Source organism: Methanomassiliicoccales archaeon (assembly GCA_035527755.1).
GTDB lineage: Archaea > Thermoplasmatota > Thermoplasmata > Methanomassiliicoccales > UBA472 > UBA472.
The window spans coordinates 178,732-202,571 of sequence record DATKZX010000008.1; the positions used below are offsets into that span (position 1 = coordinate 178,732).

The 23,840-nt window shown below is 57.3% G+C and carries 28 protein-coding genes and 1 tRNA gene; 11 read left to right on the forward strand and 18 right to left on the reverse strand.

All coding sequences use genetic code 11. The annotated features are described in order from the left end of the window. Nucleotides 1-10: 10 nt before the first annotated feature. Together VMW85_04215 and VMW85_04220 are read left to right on the forward strand one after the other, a co-directional pair. Nucleotides 11-919, forward strand: a complete 909-nt coding sequence (locus VMW85_04215) for an ATP-binding cassette domain-containing protein (GenBank protein ID HUT27234.1) — start codon at nt 11-13, stop codon at nt 917-919. Next, on the forward strand, nt 916-1,704 hold the full coding sequence (locus tag VMW85_04220; GenBank protein HUT27235.1) for an ABC transporter permease: 789 nt from the start codon (nt 916-918) through the stop codon (nt 1,702-1,704). The genes VMW85_04215 and VMW85_04220 overlap by 4 nt, the downstream gene beginning before the upstream one ends. On the opposite strand, the gene hpt is transcribed toward VMW85_04220, so the two are convergent. The 3 genes from hpt to ade form a co-directional block, all read right to left on the reverse strand. Next, nucleotides 1,697-2,287 carry a hypoxanthine/guanine phosphoribosyltransferase gene (gene hpt, locus VMW85_04225; protein ID HUT27236.1) on the reverse strand — a complete coding sequence of 197 codons (591 nt, stop codon included), beginning with the start codon at nt 2,285-2,287 and terminating at the stop codon, nt 1,697-1,699. The genes VMW85_04220 and hpt overlap by 8 nt on opposite strands. A 118-nt stretch (nt 2,288-2,405) precedes the next feature. Beyond that, nucleotides 2,406-3,092: a phosphoribosyltransferase gene (locus VMW85_04230; protein HUT27237.1), complete on the reverse strand. Its 687-nt coding sequence runs from the start codon at nt 3,090-3,092 to the stop codon at nt 2,406-2,408. Nucleotides 3,093-3,167: 75 nt separating this feature from the next. Then, a complete protein-coding gene (gene ade / locus VMW85_04235; GenBank protein ID HUT27238.1) occupies nt 3,168-4,793 on the reverse strand; it encodes an adenine deaminase in 1,626 nt (541 codons plus the stop codon). A 62-nt stretch (nt 4,794-4,855) separates the two neighbouring features. Between ade and VMW85_04240 the strand changes: the two genes are divergently transcribed. Continuing rightward, nucleotides 4,856-5,083: an RNA repair domain-containing protein gene (locus tag VMW85_04240; GenBank protein HUT27239.1), complete on the forward strand. Its 228-nt coding sequence runs from the start codon at nt 4,856-4,858 to the stop codon at nt 5,081-5,083. Nucleotide 5,084: 1 nt separating this feature from the next. Here the strand turns inward: VMW85_04240 and VMW85_04245 are convergent, their stop codons facing one another. Next, nucleotides 5,085-5,675: a hypothetical protein gene (locus VMW85_04245; GenBank protein HUT27240.1), complete on the reverse strand. Its 591-nt coding sequence runs from the start codon at nt 5,673-5,675 to the stop codon at nt 5,085-5,087. Between the two features lie 170 nt (nt 5,676-5,845). On the opposite strand from VMW85_04245, the gene VMW85_04250 reads away from it, so the two are divergent. Next, the gene (locus VMW85_04250; protein ID HUT27241.1) at nt 5,846-6,607 is read left to right on the forward strand and encodes a C15orf41 family protein; all 762 of its coding nucleotides are present in this window, start codon (nt 5,846-5,848) and stop codon (nt 6,605-6,607) included. A 49-nt stretch (nt 6,608-6,656) separates the two neighbouring features. Beyond that, complete coding sequence (locus VMW85_04255; protein ID HUT27242.1) at nt 6,657-7,646, forward strand: PD-(D/E)XK nuclease family protein; 990 nt, start codon at nt 6,657-6,659, stop codon at nt 7,644-7,646. Nucleotide 7,647: 1 nt separating this feature from the next. Here the strand turns inward: VMW85_04255 and glmS are convergent, their stop codons facing one another. Both glmS and glmU read right to left on the reverse strand, forming a co-directional pair. Further along, the gene (gene glmS, locus VMW85_04260) at nt 7,648-9,444 is read right to left on the reverse strand and encodes a glutamine--fructose-6-phosphate transaminase (isomerizing) (protein ID HUT27243.1); all 1,797 of its coding nucleotides are present in this window, start codon (nt 9,442-9,444) and stop codon (nt 7,648-7,650) included. After that, nucleotides 9,444-10,634 carry a bifunctional sugar-1-phosphate nucleotidylyltransferase/acetyltransferase gene (gene glmU, locus VMW85_04265; GenBank protein ID HUT27244.1) on the reverse strand — a complete coding sequence of 397 codons (1,191 nt, stop codon included), beginning with the start codon at nt 10,632-10,634 and terminating at the stop codon, nt 9,444-9,446. Before glmU ends, glmS begins: the two co-directional genes overlap by 1 nt. Before the next feature lie 144 nt (nt 10,635-10,778). Here glmU and gvpD point away from each other — a divergent pair, with 144 nt between their 5' ends. Further along, the gene (gvpD, locus tag VMW85_04270) at nt 10,779-12,221 is read left to right on the forward strand and encodes a gas vesicle protein GvpD P-loop domain-containing protein (protein HUT27245.1); all 1,443 of its coding nucleotides are present in this window, start codon (nt 10,779-10,781) and stop codon (nt 12,219-12,221) included. A gap of 10 nt (nt 12,222-12,231) precedes the next feature. Further along, nucleotides 12,232-12,912, forward strand: a complete 681-nt coding sequence (locus VMW85_04275; GenBank protein ID HUT27246.1) for an RAD55 family ATPase — start codon at nt 12,232-12,234, stop codon at nt 12,910-12,912. Here the strand turns inward: VMW85_04275 and VMW85_04280 are convergent, their stop codons facing one another. From VMW85_04280 to rnhB, 7 genes are all read right to left on the reverse strand, one after another. Then, nucleotides 12,913-13,116 (reverse strand): hypothetical protein, encoded by a 204-nt coding sequence (locus VMW85_04280; protein ID HUT27247.1) that lies wholly within the window; start codon nt 13,114-13,116, stop codon nt 12,913-12,915. Nucleotides 13,117-13,155: 39 nt separating this feature from the next. Beyond that, nucleotides 13,156-14,145, reverse strand: coding sequence for a heterodisulfide reductase-related iron-sulfur binding cluster (locus VMW85_04285; GenBank protein ID HUT27248.1), 990 nt, complete (start codon nt 14,143-14,145; stop codon nt 13,156-13,158). Continuing rightward, nucleotides 14,142-15,218: a hypothetical protein gene (locus VMW85_04290; GenBank protein ID HUT27249.1), complete on the reverse strand. Its 1,077-nt coding sequence runs from the start codon at nt 15,216-15,218 to the stop codon at nt 14,142-14,144. The genes VMW85_04285 and VMW85_04290 overlap by 4 nt, the downstream gene beginning before the upstream one ends. Continuing rightward, nucleotides 15,215-16,747: an anaerobic glycerol-3-phosphate dehydrogenase subunit A gene (gene glpA, locus VMW85_04295; protein ID HUT27250.1), complete on the reverse strand. Its 1,533-nt coding sequence runs from the start codon at nt 16,745-16,747 to the stop codon at nt 15,215-15,217. The genes VMW85_04290 and glpA overlap by 4 nt, the downstream gene beginning before the upstream one ends. An 84-nt stretch (nt 16,748-16,831) precedes the next feature. Beyond that, nucleotides 16,832-16,906: transfer RNA gene (locus tag VMW85_04300), tRNA-Met, on the reverse strand. A gap of 62 nt (nt 16,907-16,968) precedes the next feature. After that, complete coding sequence (locus VMW85_04305) at nt 16,969-17,301, reverse strand: SCP2 sterol-binding domain-containing protein (GenBank protein HUT27251.1); 333 nt, start codon at nt 17,299-17,301, stop codon at nt 16,969-16,971. A 4-nt stretch (nt 17,302-17,305) separates the two neighbouring features. Further along, on the reverse strand, nt 17,306-17,947 hold the full coding sequence (rnhB, locus tag VMW85_04310; GenBank protein ID HUT27252.1) for a ribonuclease HII: 642 nt from the start codon (nt 17,945-17,947) through the stop codon (nt 17,306-17,308). 163 nt (nt 17,948-18,110) lie between these two features. Between rnhB and mptA the strand changes: the two genes are divergently transcribed. The 3 genes from mptA to VMW85_04325 are packed head-to-tail and all read left to right on the forward strand — an operon-like array spanning nt 18,111 to nt 19,860. Then, nucleotides 18,111-18,962 carry a GTP cyclohydrolase MptA gene (mptA, locus tag VMW85_04315; GenBank protein ID HUT27253.1) on the forward strand — a complete coding sequence of 284 codons (852 nt, stop codon included), beginning with the start codon at nt 18,111-18,113 and terminating at the stop codon, nt 18,960-18,962. Between the two features lie 2 nt (nt 18,963-18,964). Further along, nucleotides 18,965-19,639, forward strand: coding sequence for a phosphoglycolate phosphatase (locus VMW85_04320; protein ID HUT27254.1), 675 nt, complete (start codon nt 18,965-18,967; stop codon nt 19,637-19,639). Between the two features lie 38 nt (nt 19,640-19,677). Beyond that, a complete protein-coding gene (locus VMW85_04325) occupies nt 19,678-19,860 on the forward strand; it encodes a hypothetical protein (protein ID HUT27255.1) in 183 nt (60 codons plus the stop codon). Nucleotides 19,861-19,862: 2 nt separating this feature from the next. Here the strand turns inward: VMW85_04325 and VMW85_04330 are convergent, their stop codons facing one another. Continuing rightward, nucleotides 19,863-20,330 (reverse strand): hypothetical protein, encoded by a 468-nt coding sequence (locus VMW85_04330; protein ID HUT27256.1) that lies wholly within the window; start codon nt 20,328-20,330, stop codon nt 19,863-19,865. Nucleotides 20,331-20,418: 88 nt separating this feature from the next. Beyond that, nucleotides 20,419-20,772 carry an aspartate 1-decarboxylase gene (gene panD / locus VMW85_04335; GenBank protein HUT27257.1) on the reverse strand — a complete coding sequence of 118 codons (354 nt, stop codon included), beginning with the start codon at nt 20,770-20,772 and terminating at the stop codon, nt 20,419-20,421. A gap of 122 nt (nt 20,773-20,894) precedes the next feature. Here panD and VMW85_04340 point away from each other — a divergent pair, with 122 nt between their 5' ends. Beyond that, nucleotides 20,895-21,587 (forward strand): hypothetical protein, encoded by a 693-nt coding sequence (locus tag VMW85_04340; protein ID HUT27258.1) that lies wholly within the window; start codon nt 20,895-20,897, stop codon nt 21,585-21,587. A gap of 159 nt (nt 21,588-21,746) precedes the next feature. Here the strand turns inward: VMW85_04340 and VMW85_04345 are convergent, their stop codons facing one another. The 3 genes from VMW85_04345 to VMW85_04355 form a co-directional block, all read right to left on the reverse strand. Further along, on the reverse strand, nt 21,747-22,559 hold the full coding sequence (locus tag VMW85_04345) for an ABC transporter ATP-binding protein (protein ID HUT27259.1): 813 nt from the start codon (nt 22,557-22,559) through the stop codon (nt 21,747-21,749). Beyond that, on the reverse strand, nt 22,559-23,584 hold the full coding sequence (locus VMW85_04350) for an iron chelate uptake ABC transporter family permease subunit (protein ID HUT27260.1): 1,026 nt from the start codon (nt 23,582-23,584) through the stop codon (nt 22,559-22,561). The genes VMW85_04345 and VMW85_04350 overlap by 1 nt, the downstream gene beginning before the upstream one ends. A 58-nt stretch (nt 23,585-23,642) precedes the next feature. Then, nucleotides 23,643-23,840, reverse strand: a 198-nt coding sequence (locus VMW85_04355; GenBank protein HUT27261.1) for a hypothetical protein, incomplete at its 5' end; no start/stop codon positions are given.

A 23,840-nucleotide genomic window follows, 5' to 3' on the forward strand; every position in this document is an offset into this window, starting at 1 on the left:
CAGGGCGCTCATGCCAGCGGTGAAGGCGGTAGGACTGACCAAGCTCTTCGGGGAGCTGCGTGCAGTGGACGCCATAGACTTCGAGATCGAGGAGGGCGAATGCTTCGGCTTCCTCGGCCCTAACGGCGCCGGCAAAAGCACCACCATGCGCATGATACACTGCGGCAGCCCGTTGACCTCTGGGAAACTGGAGGTACTGGGCATGGACGTGACGGTCGACTCCCGCCGGATAAAAGAGGCCATAGGCGTCGCCCCGCAGGAGAACAATCTGGACCCCGATTTCACCGTCGGCCGGAACCTGACGGTGTACGGACGCTACTTCGACATACCGAAGAAGGAGGCGGAGGAGAGGGCGGACCGTCTTTTGGAGTTCATGCAGCTGACCGAGAAGAGGAACGAGAAGATCCAGGAGATCTCCGGGGGCATGAAGCGCCGGCTGATAATCGCCCGCGCCATGGTGAACGACCCCCGGCTGCTCATTCTGGACGAACCGACGACCGGGTTGGACCCCCAGGCCAGGCACCTGATATGGGAGAAGGTGCGGGAGCTGAAGCGCAAGAAGGTAACGGTCATCCTCACCACGCATTACATGGACGAGGCGGAGCGTCTGTGCGACCGTTTGGTCATCATGGACCACGGCAAGATCATCCTGCAGGGACGGCCGCGGGAGCTCATCGACCGGATCATCGGCACCGACGTGGTGGAGATAGACACTCCCACGGACGAACTGGAATCCTACGTCAAGGGAAAGGGATGGCAGTACGAAAGAACGATCGATCGCCTGCTGATCTATACCAACGAAGGGCAGAAGGTCGCGGCTGAGCTGAAAGAGCATTTCTCCCTGAGCTACTATCTCATCAGGAACGCCACCCTGGAGGACGTGTTCCTGCGCTCTACGGGCAGGGGTTTGATCGAATGAACATCATCTCCAACATATCCTGGCGTTCCCTGGCCCTCTGGAAACGCAACCGGGACGTTTTCCTCACCACCTGGAAGACCAATTTCCTGCCACCGTTCCTGGAACCGATACTATACTTGTTGGCCATGGGCCTGGGGTTCGGGGCGCTCATACAGGCGGACATCGTCTATAACGGTCAAAGCGTGGAATACATCAAGTTCCTGGCACCGGGCCTCGTCTCCATCAGCATCATGTACGGAGCGTTCTTCGAATGCTCCTACGGCTCCTTCGTCCGCATGTATTACCAAAAAACGTTCGACGCCATCTTGGCCACGCCCCTCTCATTGGAGGACATCATCGCCGGCGAGATCCTGTGGGGAGCTACCAAGAGCTTCATCAACGCCACCATAGTGCTGGGCGTGGTGGCCGTGCTGGGATACGCCGAGGTACCGGGATTGATGCTGGTGCCCTTGGTGGCCTTTGCCGGAGGGTTCCTGTTCGCCTCGCTAGCAATGCTGTTCACCTCCCTGGTCCCCAATCTGGATTCCTTCAACTATCCCTTCTTCCTGTTCATCACGCCCATGTTCCTGTTCAGCGGGACGTTCTTCCCTCTGAGCGTGCTTCCGCAGTGGGGGCAGCAGTTGGCCATGACGTTGCCGCTAACGCACATCACCAGTTTGGTCCGGGACCTGTCGTACAACATATTGAGCGTAGACTCGCTGGTCAGCATGATCTACATACTGGGAATGTCCGCGATCGTCTTCCTGGCATCGGTCTACCTGATGAAGAGAAGATTGGTCAAGTGAGCACGCGGACCTTCCCGTCCTTTACATCTACCCGCACCAGGGTCTTGATCTTCATGCCCAGCTCCGCTTCCAATCGCTCCAGGCCATCGGTCTTCTGCACCACCACTATGATGTCGGTGACCTCCACTCCCATGGCCTTTAACGCCTGGACGATGGCCTTCAGCGTTCCCCCGGTGCTGATCACGTCATCCACGATGACCACCCGGTCCCCTTCCTTCAGACCGTTGATGTAGAGGTCCTTCTCCGAATAACCCGTCGTCTGGCGCACGCTGACCTCGCCTGGCAGGCCGTATTTTTTCTTACGCACCACGTTATAGGGTATGCCGGTCATGAGCGCCAGCGGCACGATGAGCGGGATGGCCATGGCCTCCGCCCCTACGATGAGATCGCATTGAAAGTCGCAGATGTCGTAGATGCGGTCCAGTACCTCGTCCAGCACCTGCGGGTCCATGGACGGGATGCCGTCGGTGATGGGGTTTACGAAATACGGGTAATTGCCGAAGAGCACCACAGGGCTGTGCTCCAGGCTGTCCTTCAATCTTTCCAGCATGGTCCTCGTCACCATATCGTATCTTATGCTCATAAAATATGGCGAGCGGAGTTCGAAATGATGGGCGGAAAGAAGTTGAGGTACGCTGATGCGCAGGACCTAAGGAAACACCTCATCTCGGTAAAGGAGAGAGGTTCTCCTGGAGACAAGTTCACTTCAGGGGCAGCGGCGCGTCACCGTTGGTCTTGTGCCACTTGGCGCCCTTCTTCTTCAGGACGCCCTGGGCCGCCAGGTGCCGGATGGTCCGCCGTAGTAGCTCTTCGGGAACATCGATCTGGAACTGCTTCTTGAAGGCCTGCTGAACCCCCAGAACGGTCTTCGGTTCGTACAGCGTCTTCGGTAGTATGGTCCGCAGGTCCTCATGAAGGTTCCAGGGGAAGATGAACCAGGTCCAGTCCTCCTTGGGCACCTCCACCTCGTAATAGTTCGGCTCCGTCTTGGAATGGGTGATGTGCAATAGCGTGGTCGTTCGGACCTCTTTGGGACCCATCTTCATCAGATGGGCCTCGGCCAGGGCCAGGCTCTCTCCGGTATCGGTGATGTCATCGACGATCAGTACCTGCTCGCCCTCGATGATGGCGTTGAGCTCCTGAGTTAATAGGGCCTTGCCGTCATGATTGGCAGTGATGCCCCAATGTTCGGTCTTGACGGCGTAAAGACGCTTGACCTGAAGATGGTCGCAGATGAGCCTGGCGGGCACCCATCCTCCCCTGGTAAGGCCGATGACGACCGTTGGTTTGAAACCATCATCATCGATGTCGTTCGCCACTGCCTCGGTCCAACTGGCGATCTCGTTCCAGGTCACCAACTTACACTTGAAACTCTCAGGATTGTCCATTCCACTCTCTCCACCAAGGGATCGTTCCCATTCCTCTTCCGCACCACTCTGAATGCAGATAAGTTTTTACCTTCTTCAGAGGAGCGGATCGACAAACTCTCCCAGCACGGTATCGAATAGGCCGCGGTCGCTCATTTTCAGTTCCGGTACCACCAGCAGGGATTGGAACGAGAGGGTCATGAACGGTGCTGGCAAAAGGCAGCCCATGTCCTTGAGCATCTCCAGAAGCACTAGCTCGCGGGAGACGACCTGTTCCGGAGAGGCCGTGCTCATGAGCCCGGCCGCATCCAGGGGAAGCTGTTCCAGACGTTCTCCGTCGACCGCCGCGTACCCGCCGCTCCGGGATACTGCGTTGACCGCCCTGGCCATCTCCTCCGCGGATGCGCCCACCACCAATAGGTTATGGGAATCATGAGCCACCGAGGATGCCAAAGCTCCCCTTTTCAGACCGAACCCTTTTACGAAACCCAACGATGGCGGCATTCTCTTGTAACGGTTGACCACCGCCATCAGCAGCACGTCCTGACGGATGTCCGCTTGGACAACGCCGTCATGCACCGGCAGTTCGGTGATGATGGAACGGCTCTCGATCTGGTCAGGAATGACCTCGATGATCCTGGCGGAGACCCGCCTGCCTTCAGCTTTTAGTTGAAGTTCCGGCGCGGCGAGGTCCTGGGTCATAATGGCCAGCGGGCATTTCTTAGGTGTGGCTTCGAACAGCGGACGTCCTTCTTCGGCCACCAGCTCGCCGGCGATGTAGACCTGCTTGACATTGAAATCCTTGAGGTCGTCCACCACGACCAGGTCGGCCCTGCTTCCAACGACGATGTTCCCTCCCTTCAGACCGTAATGCCATGCCGGCCAGGCGGTCACCGCTCTGATGGCGTGAATGGGTGACATGCCCAGGGCCACCGCCTTTCGCAACAGCAGTTCCAGGTGGCCGTTGCTGATGTCCGCCGCGCGCAGATCGTCCGATACCAGCATGCATTCGTGCCCTTTGGCGAAAGGCATCAGAGGGAGAAGATCGCGGGAGGCGCTGCCCTCTCGCACTTGGATCCACATTCCCAGGAAGTACTTCTCCTCGGCCTCGTCCGCCGTCAGGCACTCGTGGTCCGTGGATATCCCGGCATTGATGTACTTGACCAGGTCGGGGCCCACCAGCCCAGGGCTGTGGCCGTCCACGTTCCTCCAGAGCTTCCTAGCAGCCCGGACCTTGTCCATGATGCGGGGGTCGTCAACAAGCACCCCCTTGTAATCCATGACCTCGCCCAAGGCGACGAAACGGCGGTCCTTGAGCATCCGTTCGATGTCCAGCACCTCGATGGACGCCCCGGAGGTCTCGTACATGGTGGCAGGTACGCAGGAAGGGACGGTGAGGAAGATACGCAGGGGGACCCCTTCGGCATCGTTCAGCATATAATCGATGCCTGGCACGCCCAATACATTGGCGATCTCGTGCGGGTCGGACACCACCGTCGTGGTGCCATGCGGGACCACGGCCTGGGCGAAGCGGGAAGGGCAGAGCTGCGACGATTCGATGTGTATATGGGCGTCGATGAACCCCGGAAGAAGAAATTGCCGAGGCGCTTCTGGTAGAACGACGATCTCAGCATACTTACCATGCTCCATGATCACCCTGGCCGGGGTGATGCTTCCGGAGATCACGTCCACCAGCTGCCCGCTTACCTCCCTCCTGCTCATAGGGTCCTATTCAACGCTCTCACGACAAAAACCTTTTGACCGTCCCTTCCGATAAAAAATAGATGACCTATCCCAGGGATATCCTGAACGAGATCAAATGGGGAGGGGGCGGACTTTCGCTGGTGGTCATCACCTACCTGCACCGTGGTGCACCGGGTGATCTCACCAGTATCAGAGGGGAGGAGATAGTGGAACTGGGGCGATCGTTCTTCTCGACCCGTGAGAGCAAGATACCATATCATCGGATAAGAAGAATTGAAAATGATGGGGAAGAGGTTTTCCACCTTTAGCTCAATGCCGAGGCTCGTTGCAGCTGGGGCAACTGTGCATGAAGGAAGGGTAGTTGACCCCGCACTTGCGGCATTTGGTCATCTCCACCTTCTTTTCCTTCTTCTCCTCCGGAGCGTGCTCTGCCGGAGGGGCGGGCTGCTGAGGCGCTGGTCGCTGAGGCTGCTGGACCGCCTGCGGTGCTGCCTGATACTCCTGTGCCTGGTACTGTTGGTACTGAGGTTGGAATATGGTCTGCAATTTCAGGTATCCCAGCAGCAGGATGATCCCGGGAATTAACCATATGAATATCCCGACGATGGACCAGATGAGCAGGGAGTCGCTGGCTTGCTTGAACCGTCCCTGGTCCAGATGATCGAACACGTTATCCTTGAGCATGTACAGCACGATCATGCCGACACCGGCCATGGCCAGGGAAACGATCCCGTAGAAGAAGTTCCCGGTCAGTATGCTGACGATACCGACAAATACCGATATCAGGGCGAAGACCAGGGCCAGAAGCTGTCCGATGTAGACCAGTTTGCGGGCTTCGGTCACGCTTGCTGGAAGCCAGGAAGGACCGTTCTCCTTGGCCAAGAAATCATTGAGATCCATTTTTTTCCTCCAATGCATGAGATTAATGCGAGATTTTACAAATGGTTTTTCCGATTATCAATCTATCGCAGCACCAGGTGTCCACTGATATTCGGGGACCACATCGATGGCGGACCACATAACGCTTATATACGTTACCCCATGTACGAAAATCGTCAAGAGTGAAATGGATGAAGAATGAGGATTTCAGATACCTGTACGATCGATTGAACGAACCCTCTGATATCGACATACTTTCTAAGGAGCTAGGCCTGGATCAGGAGCTTTTGAACGTTATTTACAGCCAGAGGACCGTTCGCGAGACCACCAAGAAGTTCTACAAGGTGCAGCGCAACAGTCAGAGGATGGTGCAGTCCTGGAAGAACGGGGAGACCCTGATGGACATATCCCGAAAATACGAGTTCCCGCCCATTCTCACGGGGCTCATGATATACCAGGAGTCCGGACGTTCCAAGAAGCAGTACTGGGCCATGGTGCGCAACCCCGAGACCATCGAGGACCTGGAACTGAGGAGGCAGATCGAGGAGATCACCAAGGCGGACCTCATATATTCCCCTGAAGCGTCCGAGAAGCAATATCTGAGAGGAACCTGGGGTGAGAAGAACCTGCAGGATTGGCTGGACGGTCAAGGCATCACCTACCGCACGGAGAACGAACTGCGCGGAGAGTTCCCCAAGACCCCGGACGCTCTTTTGGACAAGCCCATAATGGTCAACGGTTGGAAGGTGAACTGGATAGAGTCAAAGGCCACCTTCGGGGACCGAACCGAGGTCAATAAGAACATACGGAAGCAGCTGGCACCTTACGTGCAGCTCTTCGGACAGGGACTCGTAGTGTACTGGTTCGGTTTTGTGGACGAGATCACCAGCGAGGAAGGCATATACATCACCGATTCCTCACTGACCCACTTGAACTGCAAACCGGCGGACTGAGCTTCAACACCTGCAAGAATGTAAATATCCCTAATTGACATTTTAGTGCATGTACCAGGCGGAAACCATATCTGCCAGCGATTTAGAGCGGTACGGCTATTGTCCGCTCAGCTGGTGGTTGGGCCGTCAAACGCAGATGCATAGCCAGGACCTGGACGAAGGCGACAAGGTCCATAAGGAAAAGGCGGACGAGTACCGTCGGATACGACATATCGAGCAGACCGCCTGGGACTGGGAACGCATGGTGTTCTTATTTTCTCTGGTGGCAACAGTACTGGCTGTCACAGGGCTTTCCTTGATGAGGATCGGGGACAGCGCTGACTGGGGATGGTTGCTCTCTCTGCTCAGCATCATCTGGTTCTTCGCCGTCATCGCCATGCTATACTTATCGGCCCAGAGGGGAAGGGCCATCATCAAGGTCCGCCGTCTGCAGGTCGTGGCCATACTGGGACTGATGCTCATGGCCGTGGCCATGAACATCGGGAGTCTGATCGAGACCGATCCAATGGTCTCCATGATAATGGAGGCGCTGGCGCTGCTCTGGCTTATGGCGGCTTCCTTTGCCTTGTACCTGTCCTTGAACGCGGCCCAACAGGCCAAGGAATGGAGGTGGGAGCAAGGGCTGGAGGGAGAGATCCATTACGTAGGCACGAACAGCTCGCCCATTTATTATTCCGAAAAGCACGGGCTGAGAGGCCGACCCGATTTCGTTCTGGAGATCGACGGCCAGCTGATACCGGGAGACCTGAAGACCGGCAGGACCCCGCGCGGTCCCCTGTTCTCCCATATCATGCAGGTGGCGGCATACTGCCTTTTGATCGCCGAAGAGTCCGGTAAAAGACCTCCATACGGTCTGCTGAGGTATGGGGACGTGGAGCACGAGATCGAGTTCAGCGAGGAGTTGGAGACCCTGTTGCTCAGTAAATTGGAGGAGATGAGGGGTATCCTTAGGAGCGGGGAGGCCCACCGCAACCATGGCCGTCCAGGCAAGTGCGCTTCCTGCTCCAGGCGGGACGCCTGCACGGAAAGGTTGGTCTAGGTCACTCCACGGTCACGCTCTTGGCCAGGTTCTTGGGTTTGTCAATGGAGCACCCCCGCCTCTTCGCCACGTAGTAGGAGAGGATCTGCAATGCCACGGTGACCGGGATGGGAGAGAACACCGGTTTCACCTGCGGAACGAATATCATGCGCTCGCACAAACGGGCCAATTCGGTATCGCCTTCACTACCTACTCCCAGGACCGGACTGTCCCGGGCGGCCACCTCCGAAACGTTGGCCAACATCTTTTCGTAGGTATGATCACCCTTGATCGCCACGGCGATCACCGGCGTAGATGAGTCCAATAGGGCCAATGGACCGTGCTTGAGCTCCCCGGCGGCGAAACCCTCCGCGTGTATGTAGGATATCTCCTTGAGCTTCAGCGCACCCTCTAGCATGGTGGGATAATTTATGTTACGGCCGATGAAGAAGCAGTGCTGTGCCGAGTCGATCATCTTGCTGGCTTCCTCGATCTCATGAACGCGGTTAAGCACCGACTGCACCATGTTGGCCGATTGGCGCAGGGAAGAGAGGGCGCCTCGCATGGAATCATGGCTCAAGGTGCCCTTGGCATATCCGATCCGAATGGATAATAGATACATGGCCAGCAGCTGTGTGAGGAAGGTCTTTGTCGCCGCCACCCCGATCTCCGGGCCGGCTCTGGTGTACATCACCTCATCCACCTCGCGGGTGATGGTCGAACCCACCACGTTCGTCACCGCCAATGTCCGGCAGCCCCGGCGCCGGGCCTCCCTGGCCGCGGCCAGAGTATCCGCGGTCTCCCCGCTCTGGGTGATGAGAATGACCAGCGGGGCCTCCTTGGCCCCCGGTGAGTAACGATATTCGGAGGCAAGTTCGAGAGTGGTCGGTACGCCGGCGAACTCCTCCAAGGCGTACTTGCCTACCATGGCCGCATGGAACGAAGAGCCGCAGGCCACCACCTTCACCGTCTGGAAGTCGGTACGGGACAGGATCTCGCCGTTCTCTATCATGTCCAGAGCCCCTAAAAGGGTGTTATGGATGGCGTTCGGGCCTTCGAATATCTCTTTGAGCATGAAGTGCTCGAAACCGCCCTTCTGGGCATCCTCAGCGGACCAGGTGATCAACGACGGTTCGCGCTTCACCAGTTCTCCCTGGGAATCGTAGACCGTTACCCCAGCTGGTGTCAGGGACACCGTTTCCCCATCCATGATGTAAAGCACCTTGTTCGTATAGGACAGGAACGCGGTCACGTCCGAGGCCAGGAAGTTCTCGTTGACCCCCAGACCGACCACCAATGGGTTCTCTTTCCTGGCAGCGGCTATCTCCGTGCCCCCTTCGCGCACCGCGGCGATGGCATAGGTGCCCTGTATCTCCTTGACCATATCGGCCAAAGCCTGACGCAGGTCACCATGATAGTGTCCTTCCAGCAGGTGGATCAATACTTCCGTGTCAGTTTCCGAGGTGAAATGATGTCCCTCGGACTCCAATCTGATCTTCAGCGCGGCATAGTTCTCTATTATGCCGTTGTGCACGATAGCGAGCTTGCCATCGCACGATAGGAACGGATGGGCGTTCTGATCGGAGGGGCGACCGCAGGTGGCCCAGCGGGTGTGACCGATGCCTGTCCGTCCCTCGAATCGGGGGATCACCCCTTTTAGAACGTCGAGTTCCCCCTGGCGCTTGACCAGGACCAAACGGCCGTCCTCCACCATGGCCACGCCCGCGGAGTCGTAGCCCCGATACTCCAGGCGTTTCAGTCCTTCCATGAGCACCTCCGCCGCCCTACGGTGACCCGAATATCCGATTATGCCGCACATCAGACCACTATGCTCCTGTCTTCCAACGTGCCGCTCGCCCTGGCCCCGTCCCCTATTCGGGAGTTCGCACCTACGATGGTCCCAGCGGAAAGCACCGCCTTGGGGCCGACCTTGGTGAACTCGCCGATCATGCTTCCGGCCTTCTCCACCTTGAAGAACTCCTCCTCGACCCTCACCTGGGCCAGACCGGATGATGCGGAGAACCCGGTACCGATGCGGCATCCGTCGTCGATGACCGCCCGAGAGATGTGGGAGTGCGAACCTATGGAGACATTGTTCATGATGATGGAATTGTAAATGGCGGTGAAAGGAGCCACATGCACTCCGTTCCCAATGCTGCTGGTCGGGAATATGGTGGCGTAAGGTCCTATCTCGCAGCCTTCTCCGATGGCCACCGGTCCTTCTATGTAGGAACCGGCTCGCACTCTTGTCCCAGCGCCAATGAACACCGGACCGCGCAAGGTCACCCCGGCCTCTATGGTGCCCGATGTCACCTGTCCCGTTAGATTGAAGGCATACTCGTTCAAGCGTATGAGGTCCCACGGGTAAACGGCGTCCATCCATCTACCGGTGGAGCGCACCACTTCCAGGTTCAATTTGGATATGCAGCTGTGCAGAACATGGGTGATGCCGGATTTACCCGTCATGACCCCCTGGGCGAGATAATCGAAGATCTCTGGCGGGAAACGGTAGATGCCGGTGTTGATGATGTTGCCCACACCCTTCTCAGGCTTCTCGATGATATCGACCACCCTTCCGGCCTCGATCTGCACTACTCCGTACTTCGAGGGCATCTCGGAACTGGTGACCAGCAGGGACATTCCCCCCTTATGCTTCAGGAGGTCGGTGATGACCTGGGCATCGATTATGTTGTCCCCGGCCACCATGATGAACTCCTCCTTGATGTGCTGCCGAACCGCTAAGGCGGCATGGGCGGTGCCCAACTGCTTCTCCTGAATGGCATATGAAATTTTCACCCCGAAGCGGGAACCGTTACCGAAGAAGGACATGATCCTTTCTTTCATGTATCCGACGACCAGCACGATATCGGTGATACCGTTGGCCGCCAGCGCCCTGACGACATACTCCAGGATAGGACGGTTGCCTATGGGTATCATGACCTTGGGTCGGGATACGGTGAAGGGGCGGAGCCTAGTACCCTCTCCAGCGGCCAGAATGACAGCTTTCATTGCATTCTCCTATGGACATAGCCATCCCTGTGGCTATTAATTAATCTTTTTAGCTTTTTTTTGATCAGACAGTTTCCATTTTGATAACGATGAGCAAAGCTAGTTAAAAATATATGAGTTCCGCAAAATTAAGTAGGTCGGCCTATGGAAAAGGATCTCACGTCTAAATTACCTTCAGAGATAACGCGCTTCCTGGAAAATCCGGGAGGGCATTCGCTCATAGTTCGAGGTAACGCTGGAACCGGAAAGACCACCTTCGCCCTTCAAGTGGCCGAGGAGTTCGGTGACCGACAGGGTGCTCATTACCTTTCCACCAGGGTCTCCGACACCTCCCTTTTGATCCAATTCCCCTGGCTAGAGGGACGGCTCCTACAAAAGGGCGACCAGAACCCGCCCATCAGAAAACGTTCCGGACTTGGAAAATTGAAGGGCGTGAACTCGGAAGAAATGCTATCCTCGCGCAAGGAGATGAGCATATCCATCGGCCGGACCATGCCCGATCTGGAGCGAATGTACGACCTGGTCGAGAAGGCCGAGGGCGAACGGCAGATGATAGTCGTCGACAGCATCGACGCTCTGGCAGATCGCTACGATATGACCTGTCGTGAGGTGATGATCGCCCTGCAACGCGACCTAGTGGAGGGGCATGGCGCCAACCTCATTTTCGTATTGGAAAGCAACGACCACATGCTGGATTACCTCGGGGACGGAGTGGTGGAGTTCAGCCGTGTCGAGCACGATCGCCGTCTTGTACGGGAGATGGACCTGATGAAGCTGAGAGGGTGCGAGGTGCAACAGCCGCTGTACCTTTTTAGCCTTAAAGGGGGGCGATTCCGCTGTTTCGGGTCGCATTGGGACCTGGGCTGTCATATGGGCAATAATTGGACCAGGGTGGACGACTCCAAAGAGAACCTGTCATACGGCATCAAGGACCTGGACGCCATGACCGGGGGCTTGGCACCGGGGTCGTTGGTCCTGATCGAGATGGGAGAGGAGATACCCCCAATGATCAGCGACCTGCTGGAACGTTCATTGGTATCCAACTTCGCCACCGCCGGCAGGGGTGTGCTTTGGGTACCATTGCGCAAGGCGAGCGGGTCAAATGCCCGGGCTTCGCTGGGAAAAGCCGTGACGGATGATCAGATGGAGCGTTCGGTTCGAGTGGTCGAGCCGACATCCCAGTTGGACCTGGACAGCGGACGTTACGTCCTTCCGGTGGAAGGACGCGAGGTGGCCAACGATCTGAAATGGAAGAATCTCGTCTACAGTTTCAACAAGGCCGAGGAACCCTTCCTCTCGATCATGGGCCTCGATTCCTTGGAATCGATCTACGGCGGTGATGTCATGCAGGGGCTAGTGGACCATTTGGCGTCCATAAAGAAGAACGGGGGGGCCTTCGTCGGGATGACCTCGCCCACCTGCCGTTCCACGACCAGATTGGCCGATCTGGCGACGGTTCATGTCCGGGCCGAGATGATCGGGGGTACTGTGATATTGTACGGTCGTAAGCCCTTCACCGAATGCTATGCACTGACATTAGAGGAAAGACCCCAGGGAGGGTGCGTATCCCTGACCCCGTTGGTGTGAGGTGACCGAGATGTTCAAGACAAATTTCCCACAGATGTGCTCAGTTCTCATATTGGGCAGTCCAGGGGTAGGGATGCTGGAATTCCAATTGGGCATGGTCAAGGAGTACCTGGAGGCCGAGGAGCCTGTGGTCTTCGTGACCTTGGACCTTCCGCCCCGTGACCTGTTGGCGGTCATGGAGGCCTTCGGTATACCCATGGACCGTTTGGGCCGGGGGCTTTACATCATCGACTACCATTCCAGCTTGATCGGTAATTCCGAGGAGAGGGAGGCTTACGAAGGGTCCAAGGTGCGACGCATTCATGATCTGGAAGGTATCATGTTCAACGTGGCCAACATCCACTCCGAGGTGAAGAGGCCGTTGCGAGTGTTCATGAACACGCTCTCCACGCTCTTCCTTTATAACCAGCCCAGCGTGGTGCTCAAGTTCTTCCAGATAAGCACATCCCGCATCAGGAGCGAATTCGGCACGGTCTTCGTCTCGGTGTTCGATGGGGTGCATGAAGAGAAAGCGGTGAACCACCTGATGGCCTTGGCCGACGGCGCACTGGAGCTCAGGTTCGATCCGGAGCTCAATCGCATGATGCGGGTGAGGCATATGCGTGGCATGACGGTCCCATGTCGCTGGATACCGTTCGAGATCACGCCGGCCGAGGAAGATACCCCGACCCACGTGCTGCAGTGGAAGTGATCACTCCTCTGCCGTTTCCATCACCCCGTATAGGGCGCGGTTCAGTTCCTGGACCGCTCTGGCGGTGGCCCTGGAGTATAGGGGGCACTCCATCTTAGGCCGGACGACCATCTCCTTCTTGCGGCAATAGGTCAGTTGATCGCTGAGCCCGATCTCGGGGCGGTTCTCGCGTTGTAAGCAGGAAAAACAGAGGGCTTTAGTCATCTGGGGCGTTCTAATGTGCATGGTGTATTTTATGGTTCCTTAATCAACGACGGTCAAAACCTGTGAGATGTCCAACACCAATAACCCTTCCCGACCCAAGTTCAGGGCGCAGAAGGGACAGGCGGTGATGACCCCCCGCACCCCCGCTTCACGGTAGATCCGCACCTTTGATCTGGCCATGGAAGCGGAGGTGTCCGGGAAGCCAGAGAGCAGTCCGCCCCCACCTCCGCAGCAAAGGTCCTCCTCCGGCAATCGGACCAGGTCCACGCCCGCTTGGACGAGGACGGCGGCCATGTCCTCTGCCGCCCATGGGTCCAGTCCACGCTTGAGGTGACAAGGCACCTGCAGGGCCCAGCGCCCTTCCACAGTGGAACGATACTTCTTCCCGGGCAGCAGTTCCACCAGATGCTTCGATTCAATGCCGTACACCTCACGGAGCTGATAGGTGCAGCCGGGGCAGGAGGTGATTATGCTATCGTAGGCGGAGAACACCTCCAGATTGTTCTGTTGCAGGGAGGACGCCTCCTGCTTGGCCCCCACCTTGAGCAGGGGAGACCCACAGCACTTGGCCCGAGGAGAGATATCGTGGGGCATGCCCATGGAGCTAAGGAGCTGGGAGGCGGAGCGGACCAGTTCCGGCAGGCGGCCTAGGCCGATGCATCCGGGGAAGTACAACGTCCTTTCCCCGTTCTCCCGCCAATCAGTGAAATCGCTTGCCACGGTACGACCGCAGGCCCGCACGTTCTCCCGCATGCGCTGATGACCGGGCAGGGAGGGAACGGCGTCGGCCAATCTCTCCCTCAGCATGGACATGGACCGGGTGATGGTGATGGACGACGGGCAGGCCCATTCGCAGGCGTGGCACATGGTGCACATCAAGGCATCGTTGCCGATGCTGAGGGCCTCAGGGAAGCGCGGAGCGTCGATCCCTACCGTCCGGGGGCCGGGGAACGCCTTTCCCTGGGGGTCGTTCAGGACCGGGCAGGCCCGCATACAGCTGCCGCATTTGATGCATCGCCCTTCGTTCATGGAACCTCCATGGTACGTACCGCGCCCCAGGCGCTGGAGATCGCATCCCCCAGCCCTTTTCCCGGTGACCTGAGGGAATAGGCTAGACAATCGCCGGCGGCGAAGGCGTTGGCCATGGGTGTGCCCGACCTCGAAAGCAACCTTCCGCCCCGGTGGGCATAGCCTGAGAGCATCAGGTCATGGGGTCCCTGGCCCAATTCCTTCACGAGGAAAAGGCCGAAGGGATCGTCCAGGCCCGTCTGGTGTAACAATAGGCCGTCGGTCAAGGGTCCGCCGGTGGCCAACAGGACCGCGTCCAGGCCCACTGTCCGGGTCTCCAGTCCGCCTTGGACATCGGCGCCGGTGATAAGGTCCCCCTCTGTTCTCAGAGCGGTCACCCTCCTGCCGGTCCATATCTCCACCCCCGCTTCTCGGGCACCATCCTCCAGTACTTGGTGGAACCTCTCTCCCGGGGTGCCAAGGGGAGTTATGGCCTCCAATAGGCGCCTTCCTCCCCGCCGTTCCAGTTCGTCGAGGCGTCCATGGTCCTTAAGGGAGAAGAGCGGGGGAAGCAGCACGGTCTCCCCCCAGGCCTCCCTGATGCCGTTGACCAATCGATCCAAATGACCCTGGTCCCGGAACGCCGCGGTCAATGAGGATTCGCCGGGTATGTCCATGGGAACGATCTGGGGTCTGGCGTCCATGCCCCACGATCTCAGCACGGACGCTACCAGGTTCGGGCGCAGTGACGGATGCTTGCCCATTCCCAGCACCGTAATGCTCCGGGGACCATGTCCCTGGACCCAGGTGGAACCCGGCGCGGACAATGTGCAGTCGTAGCGTGTCCCCAGATTCGTTATGCCGGTCCTTTTCTCATCAATGCCGCCCACCAGCGGCATACCGCTCGCTTGGAAAAGGCGGGAGAGCTCCCGCAGGCATTCCGGGTCCATGCCGGACCCATCGAGGCATCCGGTGGACATGGCGCAGGACGAGGTACCCTTGCCCACGGCCAAAACCTTCCAGCCCTTCTTGGCCAGGCATATCGAGGCGAAGGTCCCGGCCGCCCCCAGCCCTACCACCAGCGCGGTTCTCATCGTCGTCGGCCTCCCAATCCGTATACGCCCTGCATCAGGCTCCATCTCATCAGTTCCTGCCGGAGCTGCTCTCCCGAGGCATGCCGCTGCCCCCTTTCCCTCTCTTCCAGGAACTCTTCGAGCAGTGGAACGGCCTCGACGCCCCTCCTCTCCACGAACATGTCCAGGACGGTCAGGGAGCAGTCCAGGCCCTGGCAGTATCCCATGCCGATCCGGGTCCTCCTCATCATATCGTCAATGGAAAGGACGTCCTGACCTTCCAGATGATGCTCGACCTCGGAACGCAGCACCTGTTCGCAGGAGCAGACCACCGAAGAGGGCTGTCCTCCCATCTCCGTGGACACGGCACCGTGCTTGCGATGCAGGCGGGCGTTGCCTATTCCTCCGCTGAGCGGTGAGGGCGGTCCCGGGCTTAGCTCCTCCAGATGGGTACGGCAATGTCCCTTGTGACCGAGCATCAGGCAGACCCGGTCCGCCACCTTCTCGGCCATCAGCCTATAGGTGGTCAGCTTGCCGCCGGCAACGCTGAGCAGGTTCTCCGCCGCCTCGTCATTCAGTATGTTGAACGATCTGCTGGCATCACGGCCGCCGGAGGCACCTAGCAACGGTCGTACCCCGCAATAGGTACGGATGGTCCTGGTAACGGAGGAGGATGGGAGCAAGCTGTTGGCCTCTCTCATAAGAAGTTCCACATCTGACCTCATCACCCGGGCATCCTCGTAGGATGCCGCAGGTCTTGAGGTGGTGCCCATGATGGTCGAGGTGTGATTGGGTACGGCGATGTCCCCGTTGGACGGAGGTCGGAGGCGATTGAGGACGTGATGGCATAATCGGCCGTCGAACACCAGCATGCTTCCCTGGTCCAGGGCCATATCGATCCTGACGCCGGCCATGGCCGCCATGTCCGGGGTCCATGACCCGGCGGCATTGACCACCACCTCCGGACGTACCAGGTGCTTCTGTCCGTCACGGCGGTCGAGGTACTCCACCTGGGTCACCAGGCGGTCCTGCACCGTCATTCCGGTCACGCGGCAGTGATTGTGCACCACGCCCCCGTTGGTTCGGGCCTGGTCCACGTTGGCCTGCACTAGAACGAACGGATCGATCGATCCGTCCTGAACCGCGACGCACTCTCTGGTCCGTGGGTCGAGCCCCGGCTCGAGGAGCAGCGCCTCCTTGATCGTCAGTTCGTCCGTCCGCACACCGGTTTCGCGGCAGGCGTCCCGGAATCGCTGGCCGAACTCCCGGTCGTCACATGGGAGCGAGACGAAGAGGCCGCCGGTATCCTCGATGCAGAACGACGCTATCCTTCTCAGTATGGCGTTCTCGGACGCGCATTCGATGGCGGACCCGGGGTCCTTGACCGCGTACCGTCCTCCGCTATGCAAAAGTCCATGATTTCCACCGCTGGCCCCGTGACAGTAATCCCCCATCTCCAGAAGAAGGCATCCTATGCCCCGAAGGGAAAGGTCCCTGGCCACCCCGGCTCCTGTGGCCCCGCCCCCGATCACCAGTACCTCGGTCCTCATAGTTCGCTCAGCGGGAGAGAGAATGCCATCGAACGTATATGGAAGTTGATGACGGATGGTGTTGGAGAGAAATGTTATAAAAAGTAGCGGGGGGTCGATTTGAACGACCGGTCTCCGGGTTATGAGCCCGACGGGATGTCCTGGCTACCCTACCCCGCTCTGGTATTTCCCCATCATGCGTACACCCATTATAAACCTTTCTACCTGGGGAAAGGACTGGTTCAGAAGAACTTTCGCAATTTTAAAACGTCTTCCAACGAGCCCTTGATGACTATCTTACGCAGGGCCCAGGCCTTCATGGGCTTCATCTTGCCGGTGAACAGATCGTCGATGGTCTGCGGGTCGGATAACACCTGAACGTCCGCATCCTCCAGCAACCCTTCGTCAAAATGGGATATGCAATTGTCTTTGAGCAAAAATGAGTAATGCTCCGTTCCCAGATCGATGTTGACCTTCTTCTTGAGGGGGCCTATCTCCTTCTGCATCTCGAGGTCGCACTGCATCCTCTCATTGAATTCATCAACTGCTTTCAATAAATGGTCCTTGGCCACCATGAGGTCACTCCCAGTCACTTAATTTAGAAATCTTGGACGCGCCCAGCATCTGCTTTGCGGTCGCCCACGACCTCCGGGTATAAGGAGGCAAATCCCCCTTCTCCTTTATCCATTTTTCCAGAAATGCCCTGGTCTTGGGATCGGAGGTGTAACCGCTGCCAACATCTCCCAGCTCATCGGCGATGCGGTGCATGGCATCGTCCCGATGCACCTTGGCCACGATGGAGGCCGCCGACACCACCGGATAGGTCTGATCGGCCCTATGTTCGCAGACCAGTTCGGTCTGGCTCTTCATTTGCCGCATGAGCGATCGACGGAAATTGCTCTCGCTCACGTCACAGGCGTCCACAAATGCCTTGTGAGGACGAAGATCGTCCAGCAGAGATGCGAAGGCCTGTATCTCCAACGTGTTCAGTGAGATGGAGCCCCGCCTCTCGTCGATCTCCTCCGTTCCGATGACCACGACCTTCCATGAAGAATGGGACCGTATCAGTTCGGCCAGTCGCTCCCTCTCCTCTGGTTTATGGAGCTTGGAGTCCCTGACCCCCCATTCCCTGAACAGTCGATCGTCCTCGACCATGACCGCAGCCACTACCAGAGGTCCCATTACTGGTCCCCTGCCAGCCTCATCAAGACCGCAAATCATCGTAACTGGAATTTCTCTTCCGTATAAATGATTGTTGAAAGGCGTTCGACCAACAATTACAACAGTAACCAAAATAATTGTTGATAGGCTAAAATATAAACATAATCCCCCGATGAAGGGGGCGGTGATGTGAATTTCAAAGAGCGATGTTCAGAACAGACTCCTGACCAACGGATTCAAGCTCACCCGGGTAGGCGTCACCGGAGTCAAAAAACCGGTTCGGGTCCATCGAAATAAGAAGGACACCTTTCTCAACTGCGATATCGATGTCTTCGTGGACCTTCCCTCCACCCAGCGAGGCTCCCATCTGTCGCGCAACCTGGAGGTTATCGCGGAGATAGTGGAGCAAGGGGTCAGCCAACCGATCAAAGGGTTGGAGGAGCTGGCCGCGGACATCTGCCGCAGACTTCTGGATAAGCATGATTACGCCACCTACGCCGAGGTGCACATCAAGGCCGATTATTTCTTGGAGCGGACCTTGCCCACCGGGCGAAAGAGCATCGAGTCCTACGAGCTCATTGCCAAGGCCACGAACAAGCGGGGAGACGGCCTGATGAAGATGATCGGTGCCAAGGTCATAGGCATGACCGCCTGCCCCTGCGCCATGGAGTCGGTGGACGAGATGCAGGGCAGCACCCTGAAGAAAGAGGGCTGCCTGCCCACCATCTCCCACAACCAGAGGAATATCACCACCGCCATGCTGGAGGTGCCGGAGGAGAACGAGGTGGACGCTAACGACATCATCGAGATCGTCGAGGCATCCTTCTCCAGTCCCACGTTCGAGATATTGAAGAGGGCGGAGGAGGCCCAGGTGGTCATCAACGCCCATCGCAACCCCAAGTTCGTCGAGGACGTGGTCCGGGACAATCTGGCTCTGATACTGAAGCGCTTCCCGCATCTGCCGGACGACACCAACGTCACCGTCAGCAGCGAGAGCGAAGAGTCCATTCATAAGCACAACGCCATGGCCGAGCGGGTCACCACCCTGGGCGAGCTGCGGCGGAACCTGGTGTAGGCATGGGCATCAAAGCGATGGTGTGTGACGTGGACGGCACCATCACCGACGACCGGAAGGTCATTCAGAGCCTGGGCATAGAGACCCTGCGCCAGGTTCAGGACAACGGTTACACGGTCATGCTGGCCAGTGGGAACGTTCTGCCCATAGCGTACGGGCTTTCCACCTTCATCGGATTGAAGGGGCCGGTGGTGGCGGAGAACGGCGGCATCGTTCTGCACCGGGACGAGATGCACCGGCTATTTTCCAGCGAACTGCCTTTGAAGGCCTACGAACACCTGCGCCAGAACATGCCCGGCGTCCGCCGCCTCTTCACAGATCAATGGCGGCAGACCGAGGTGGCCTTGTACCGGGACGCGGACCTCCAAATGATGAGGGAACTGCTAAAAGATTGGCCCTTGGAAGTAGAGGCCACCGGTTTTGCCATCCACCTCATGGAAAGAGGGCACAGCAAGATGGCCGGGGTGCTCAAGGCCTGCCAGCTGTTGGGGCTGGACCCGTCGGAGGTCGCGGCCTTCGGTGACGCTGATAACGACGAGCGCATACTGCGCGAATGCGGTCACGGGGTGGCGGTAGGCAACGCTTCCCCAAAGGCCAAGGAGGCCGCGGATATTGTGACGAAAGGTCTACACGCAGATGGTGTCAGGGAAGGGCTCATGCGCCTCGGAATGCTCTGAGGCGTCATTCTAAATATCATCGATGACGATCGAAAATCATGAAGGTCTTAGGCCTGTGCGCCTTCTGTTCCAAGCCAACAAGCCAAAGCTGCCCCATGTGCGGCCGTCCGGTATGCTCTGAGCATCTTGATCCCCACAACCATATCTGCCAGGGATGCTCTCGGGACCTAAGCGAGGTCCGAAAGCGCGATGGACCGCTGGATAAGCATCTTTTACGGTGAGCTCAGAGGAGCTTCTTGGCGGACGCCTCGTCCAGATCGATGGACTTCAGCAGGTACTTGAGGGCCTTCTTCACGATTATGGTGCGGGTCTGTTCGTCCAGATGCTGCTCGTAGACCACCGGTGCCTTCTTGTAATATTCAACACCGAACTCCGAGTAGTAGTAGGTGGCGTTCTCAGAGTCCATCTCGGCCGCCTTGTTGTAGCAGCTCTCAGCCTCATTGAACAGTCCCACGTCCATGCAGAACGCGCCCCAGCTTTGGAATATGAAGGGGTTCTCAGGGTCCAACTCAGATGCTTTCTTGTAGAGGGCCACCACTTCTTCTTGGGTGACCTTCGGTACCAGAACTCCGGCGTCCGCCTTGGCCAGATAGGCCGCGGGGTCGTTGGGTTCGGTCTTGATAGCCTTGTCGAATTTTGATAGGGCTTGGGCGTACTCGCCGTCACCCATGAGTTGATAACCTTGCTTCATCAATTTTTCAAAGTCACCAGTTGCCATAAAATCACTAACCCGAGTAATAGATGATATGAGATAAAGCTTTCTTAGCCGCGGCCAGGTCTCACAGGTTCCGAATGAAGCGGTTTTCCTGGTCCACCAGTACGACTTTGGAATGTATCGGCTTATCGGTCAGTTCGAAGGCCATGATTATGACCTTGTCCCCGACCCTTACCAAATGCGCGGCGGCACCGTTCACGCTGATGATGCCGGTACCCCTTTTCCCGGAGACGACATAGGTCTCGAAGCGGGCCGCATTGTCCACGTCCGATATCAATACCTTCTCTCCCGGCCAAATATCGGCTCTGTCCAGTAGATCCTGGTCAATGACGATGCTCCCCACATAATCGGGCTCAGCGGCGGTGACCGTGGCCCTGTGGATCTTGCCCCTCAGGAGCTGTCGCATGGAGCTATGCAAGAAAAACGTCCTCTTGAATCTTTCCCCGAGACCGATGCTTCGACCAATAGCCGGGTCGCGGGATGGATTATAGATAAGGAACCGGGCCTAGATAGAATTGGAGGAGCATGCCTATCTTTAAAATGGCATTTAGCGCACCAGAGGACCGCGCCACCCTGGTGAACCACGGCTGCAATTATTCCTGTGGCATCTGTTCCTATGGTCTTAGAGAGACCCTGGAGCCCAGACGGTTCTTTGACAAGTGGGAGGTAGAGGCATATCTGGAGCGCATGAACCCATCCACCGTGGTCATCATGGGAGGGGAGCCGACCAGGTGGGCCAATATCTTTTCGGTGGCCCGGTTCTGCAAGGAGCACTTGAAGGCCTTTATCAGGATACCTCATAGCAACCTATCCAACTCCCCGCCCCCGGAAGTGGACGAGATCGGGGTGAGCCTTTTCGCCATCAGCAAGCGCAAGTATCTGCAACTGACCGGGTCGCAGAACAGCCGGGTGCTTTCTAACTTCTACAGGACATATGATCAGGGGACCCAAATATCCGCCTCTGCCATATTGATACCCGAGTTCATTGGAAAGGACGAACTGATCAAGGTGGCTGAATTTATAGCCAGCATCGATCGGGACATCCCTCTGCATATCACCAGTTATCTTCCGGTGCCGAACATGCCTTGGAGACGGCCTTCCAGGGATGAGATGCGAGATGCGGTGGAATCCTGCCTAAAAGTGCTTAATAATGTCACTGGCACGTTCATTACAGCGACTGACTTCACCCGCATAAACTATATGCGCATGGTTCAGGACGTGCGCATGGCCTAGAAGCTGCAGATAACGGTAATCGATGTGGCAGGCACCTTTCTTTGCAGAACTGCCGCGGCCCAGCTGTAGAACGGTCGAGATCTCCCACGACCTTGGTACAGCTTCCATCTCAAAGCGAAGGCAACGGATCGATAGGTCGGAATGCCGCTCTATGATCGTTCACTCGACCTTCGGGGCCGGATTTCGATCACGGTTCGTGCATGACCCGATGATCTTGACACAATTGTTTTTCAATGTATCGTCGTACTCGAGCAGCGCATCGATGTTGAAAACGATCCTCATGTTCTCCTTGGTAAGAACATCTTCAGGGGTTCCGATGGCGAAAACCCTATGATCGTGGATCAGTACGATCCTATCGCAGTACTTGACCACCATTGGAAGGTCGTGCGATACGATTACCACGGTGAGGTCCTCTTCGTCGGACAATCTCTTGACCAGTTCCAGAACCTCGAACTGATGGTTGATGTCCAGATGCAGGGTGGGTTCGTCCAGCAGTATTATCTCCGGCCTTTGCGCGATGGCCCTGGCTATGATCACACGCTGGCGTTCTCCTCCGCTCATCGTATTTATGAGCCTGTCCGAGAACTCTTTGATGTTGGTCTTCTCCATCGCTTCATCAACGATGCGTGCGTCCTCCAACGATTCTCCCTGAAAACGGTCCAGGAACGGCATGCGTCCCATCATCACGATGTCCCTTACCGAGAAGGCGAACCTGATCTCGTTGCTCTGCGGGACCACCGCGATATGCCGTGCAATCCTCCTCTTGGATATTTCCTCTAGGTCGGTGCCATCCATGAGCACTTTCCCAACATTTGGATGAAGGTTGCGGTTCAAAAGCTTCAGGAGCGTGGTCTTACCGCATCCGTTAGGCCCCAAAATGCCTATGATCTCTCCTTTCTTGACCCCCAGGTCCACGTTCTCCAGGACTGGTTTTTCCTTGTATGAGAAGCCGATGTCCTCGATCTTCATCATCAATCCCACCCCATTTCACTGCGTCTTCTGCGCAGAAGGTATATGAAATACGGAGCACCGATGAGCGCCGTCATTATCCCTATGGGGAGAATGCCTAGGCTGGGCGCGATGACCCTGGAGATATAATCGCACATTAGCAGGAAAGCGGCGCCACCTAGCAATGTCGCCGGAAGCAGCGCCCGGTTGTTCGGCCCTATCATGATGCGCAGGATGTGCGGCACCACCAGTCCGACGAAACCGATGACCCCGACGTACGCCACCGCGGCCGCGGTCACCAGCGCGGACGCGACCAGAAGCTGAAGCCTTATCTTCCTGACCTCCACACCAAGGTCCATCGCGTGGGCGTCCCCCAGCATCATCGCGTTGAGGTCTCGGGAGCTGGACAACATTATCAGACATCCCGCGGTGATCAGCGGGGCCACGATCATGATGTTGTTCCAGTTGGCGTTGGTAAGATTACCCATGGTCCAATAGATGATACCCTGCATCTGGTCTCCCGCCAGGTACGTCAGGAGGGATACGATGGCTGAAAGGAACGATCCGACCGCTATGCCTGCCAGAAGAAGTGTTTCGGTCGGTACGCGCCCCCCGACATGGGCTATCGAATAGACCAGGAACAGGGTGGCCATGCATGTCACGAACGCCAGTAAAGGGATCAGTAACAACGAGGGGATCCACGATATCGTGAAGGTGAGTCCGATGGCTGCGCCAAGAGAAGCTCCTGAAGAGAGTCCCAGTATGTACGGGGAGGCCATGGGATTCCTGAACAAGGCCTGCATGACCCCTCCAGCTATGGCCAGTCCTGCCCCGATGAGGCAGGCCATGATCACGCGGGGAAGGTTCATCTTCCATACTATGATGATGTTCGTCTCTGACCCAATGCCTAAAAGCGCCCAGAAAGCCTCCTCGAAGGACAGAGGAACGAATGCCTGCGCCAGGTCCAGGACCATGAATATGATCAGAATGATTAACAAGGCCGCAAAGACCGTTATCGTCCTTCTACGCCTCTTTGCGACATTTTCCATGGTCCACCTCAGATTAAATCATGATAAAATTGTTTGGATGGGGCAAGGGGATACCCCATCAGTCCTTTCCATCTCTCTTTCGCGTCGCAAAGACCACAGCGACCGCTCCTACGACAACCAGGATGCCGACAGCGGCGTAGAGCAGCGTATTATCATCGCTGTCGTCCACGGTCTGCACCGGGATATCACCCTCAAAGTAATCTGGATAGAGCAGGCAGGCCACCGTCCACAGACCTTCGGTCGCGTCCGGGCAATA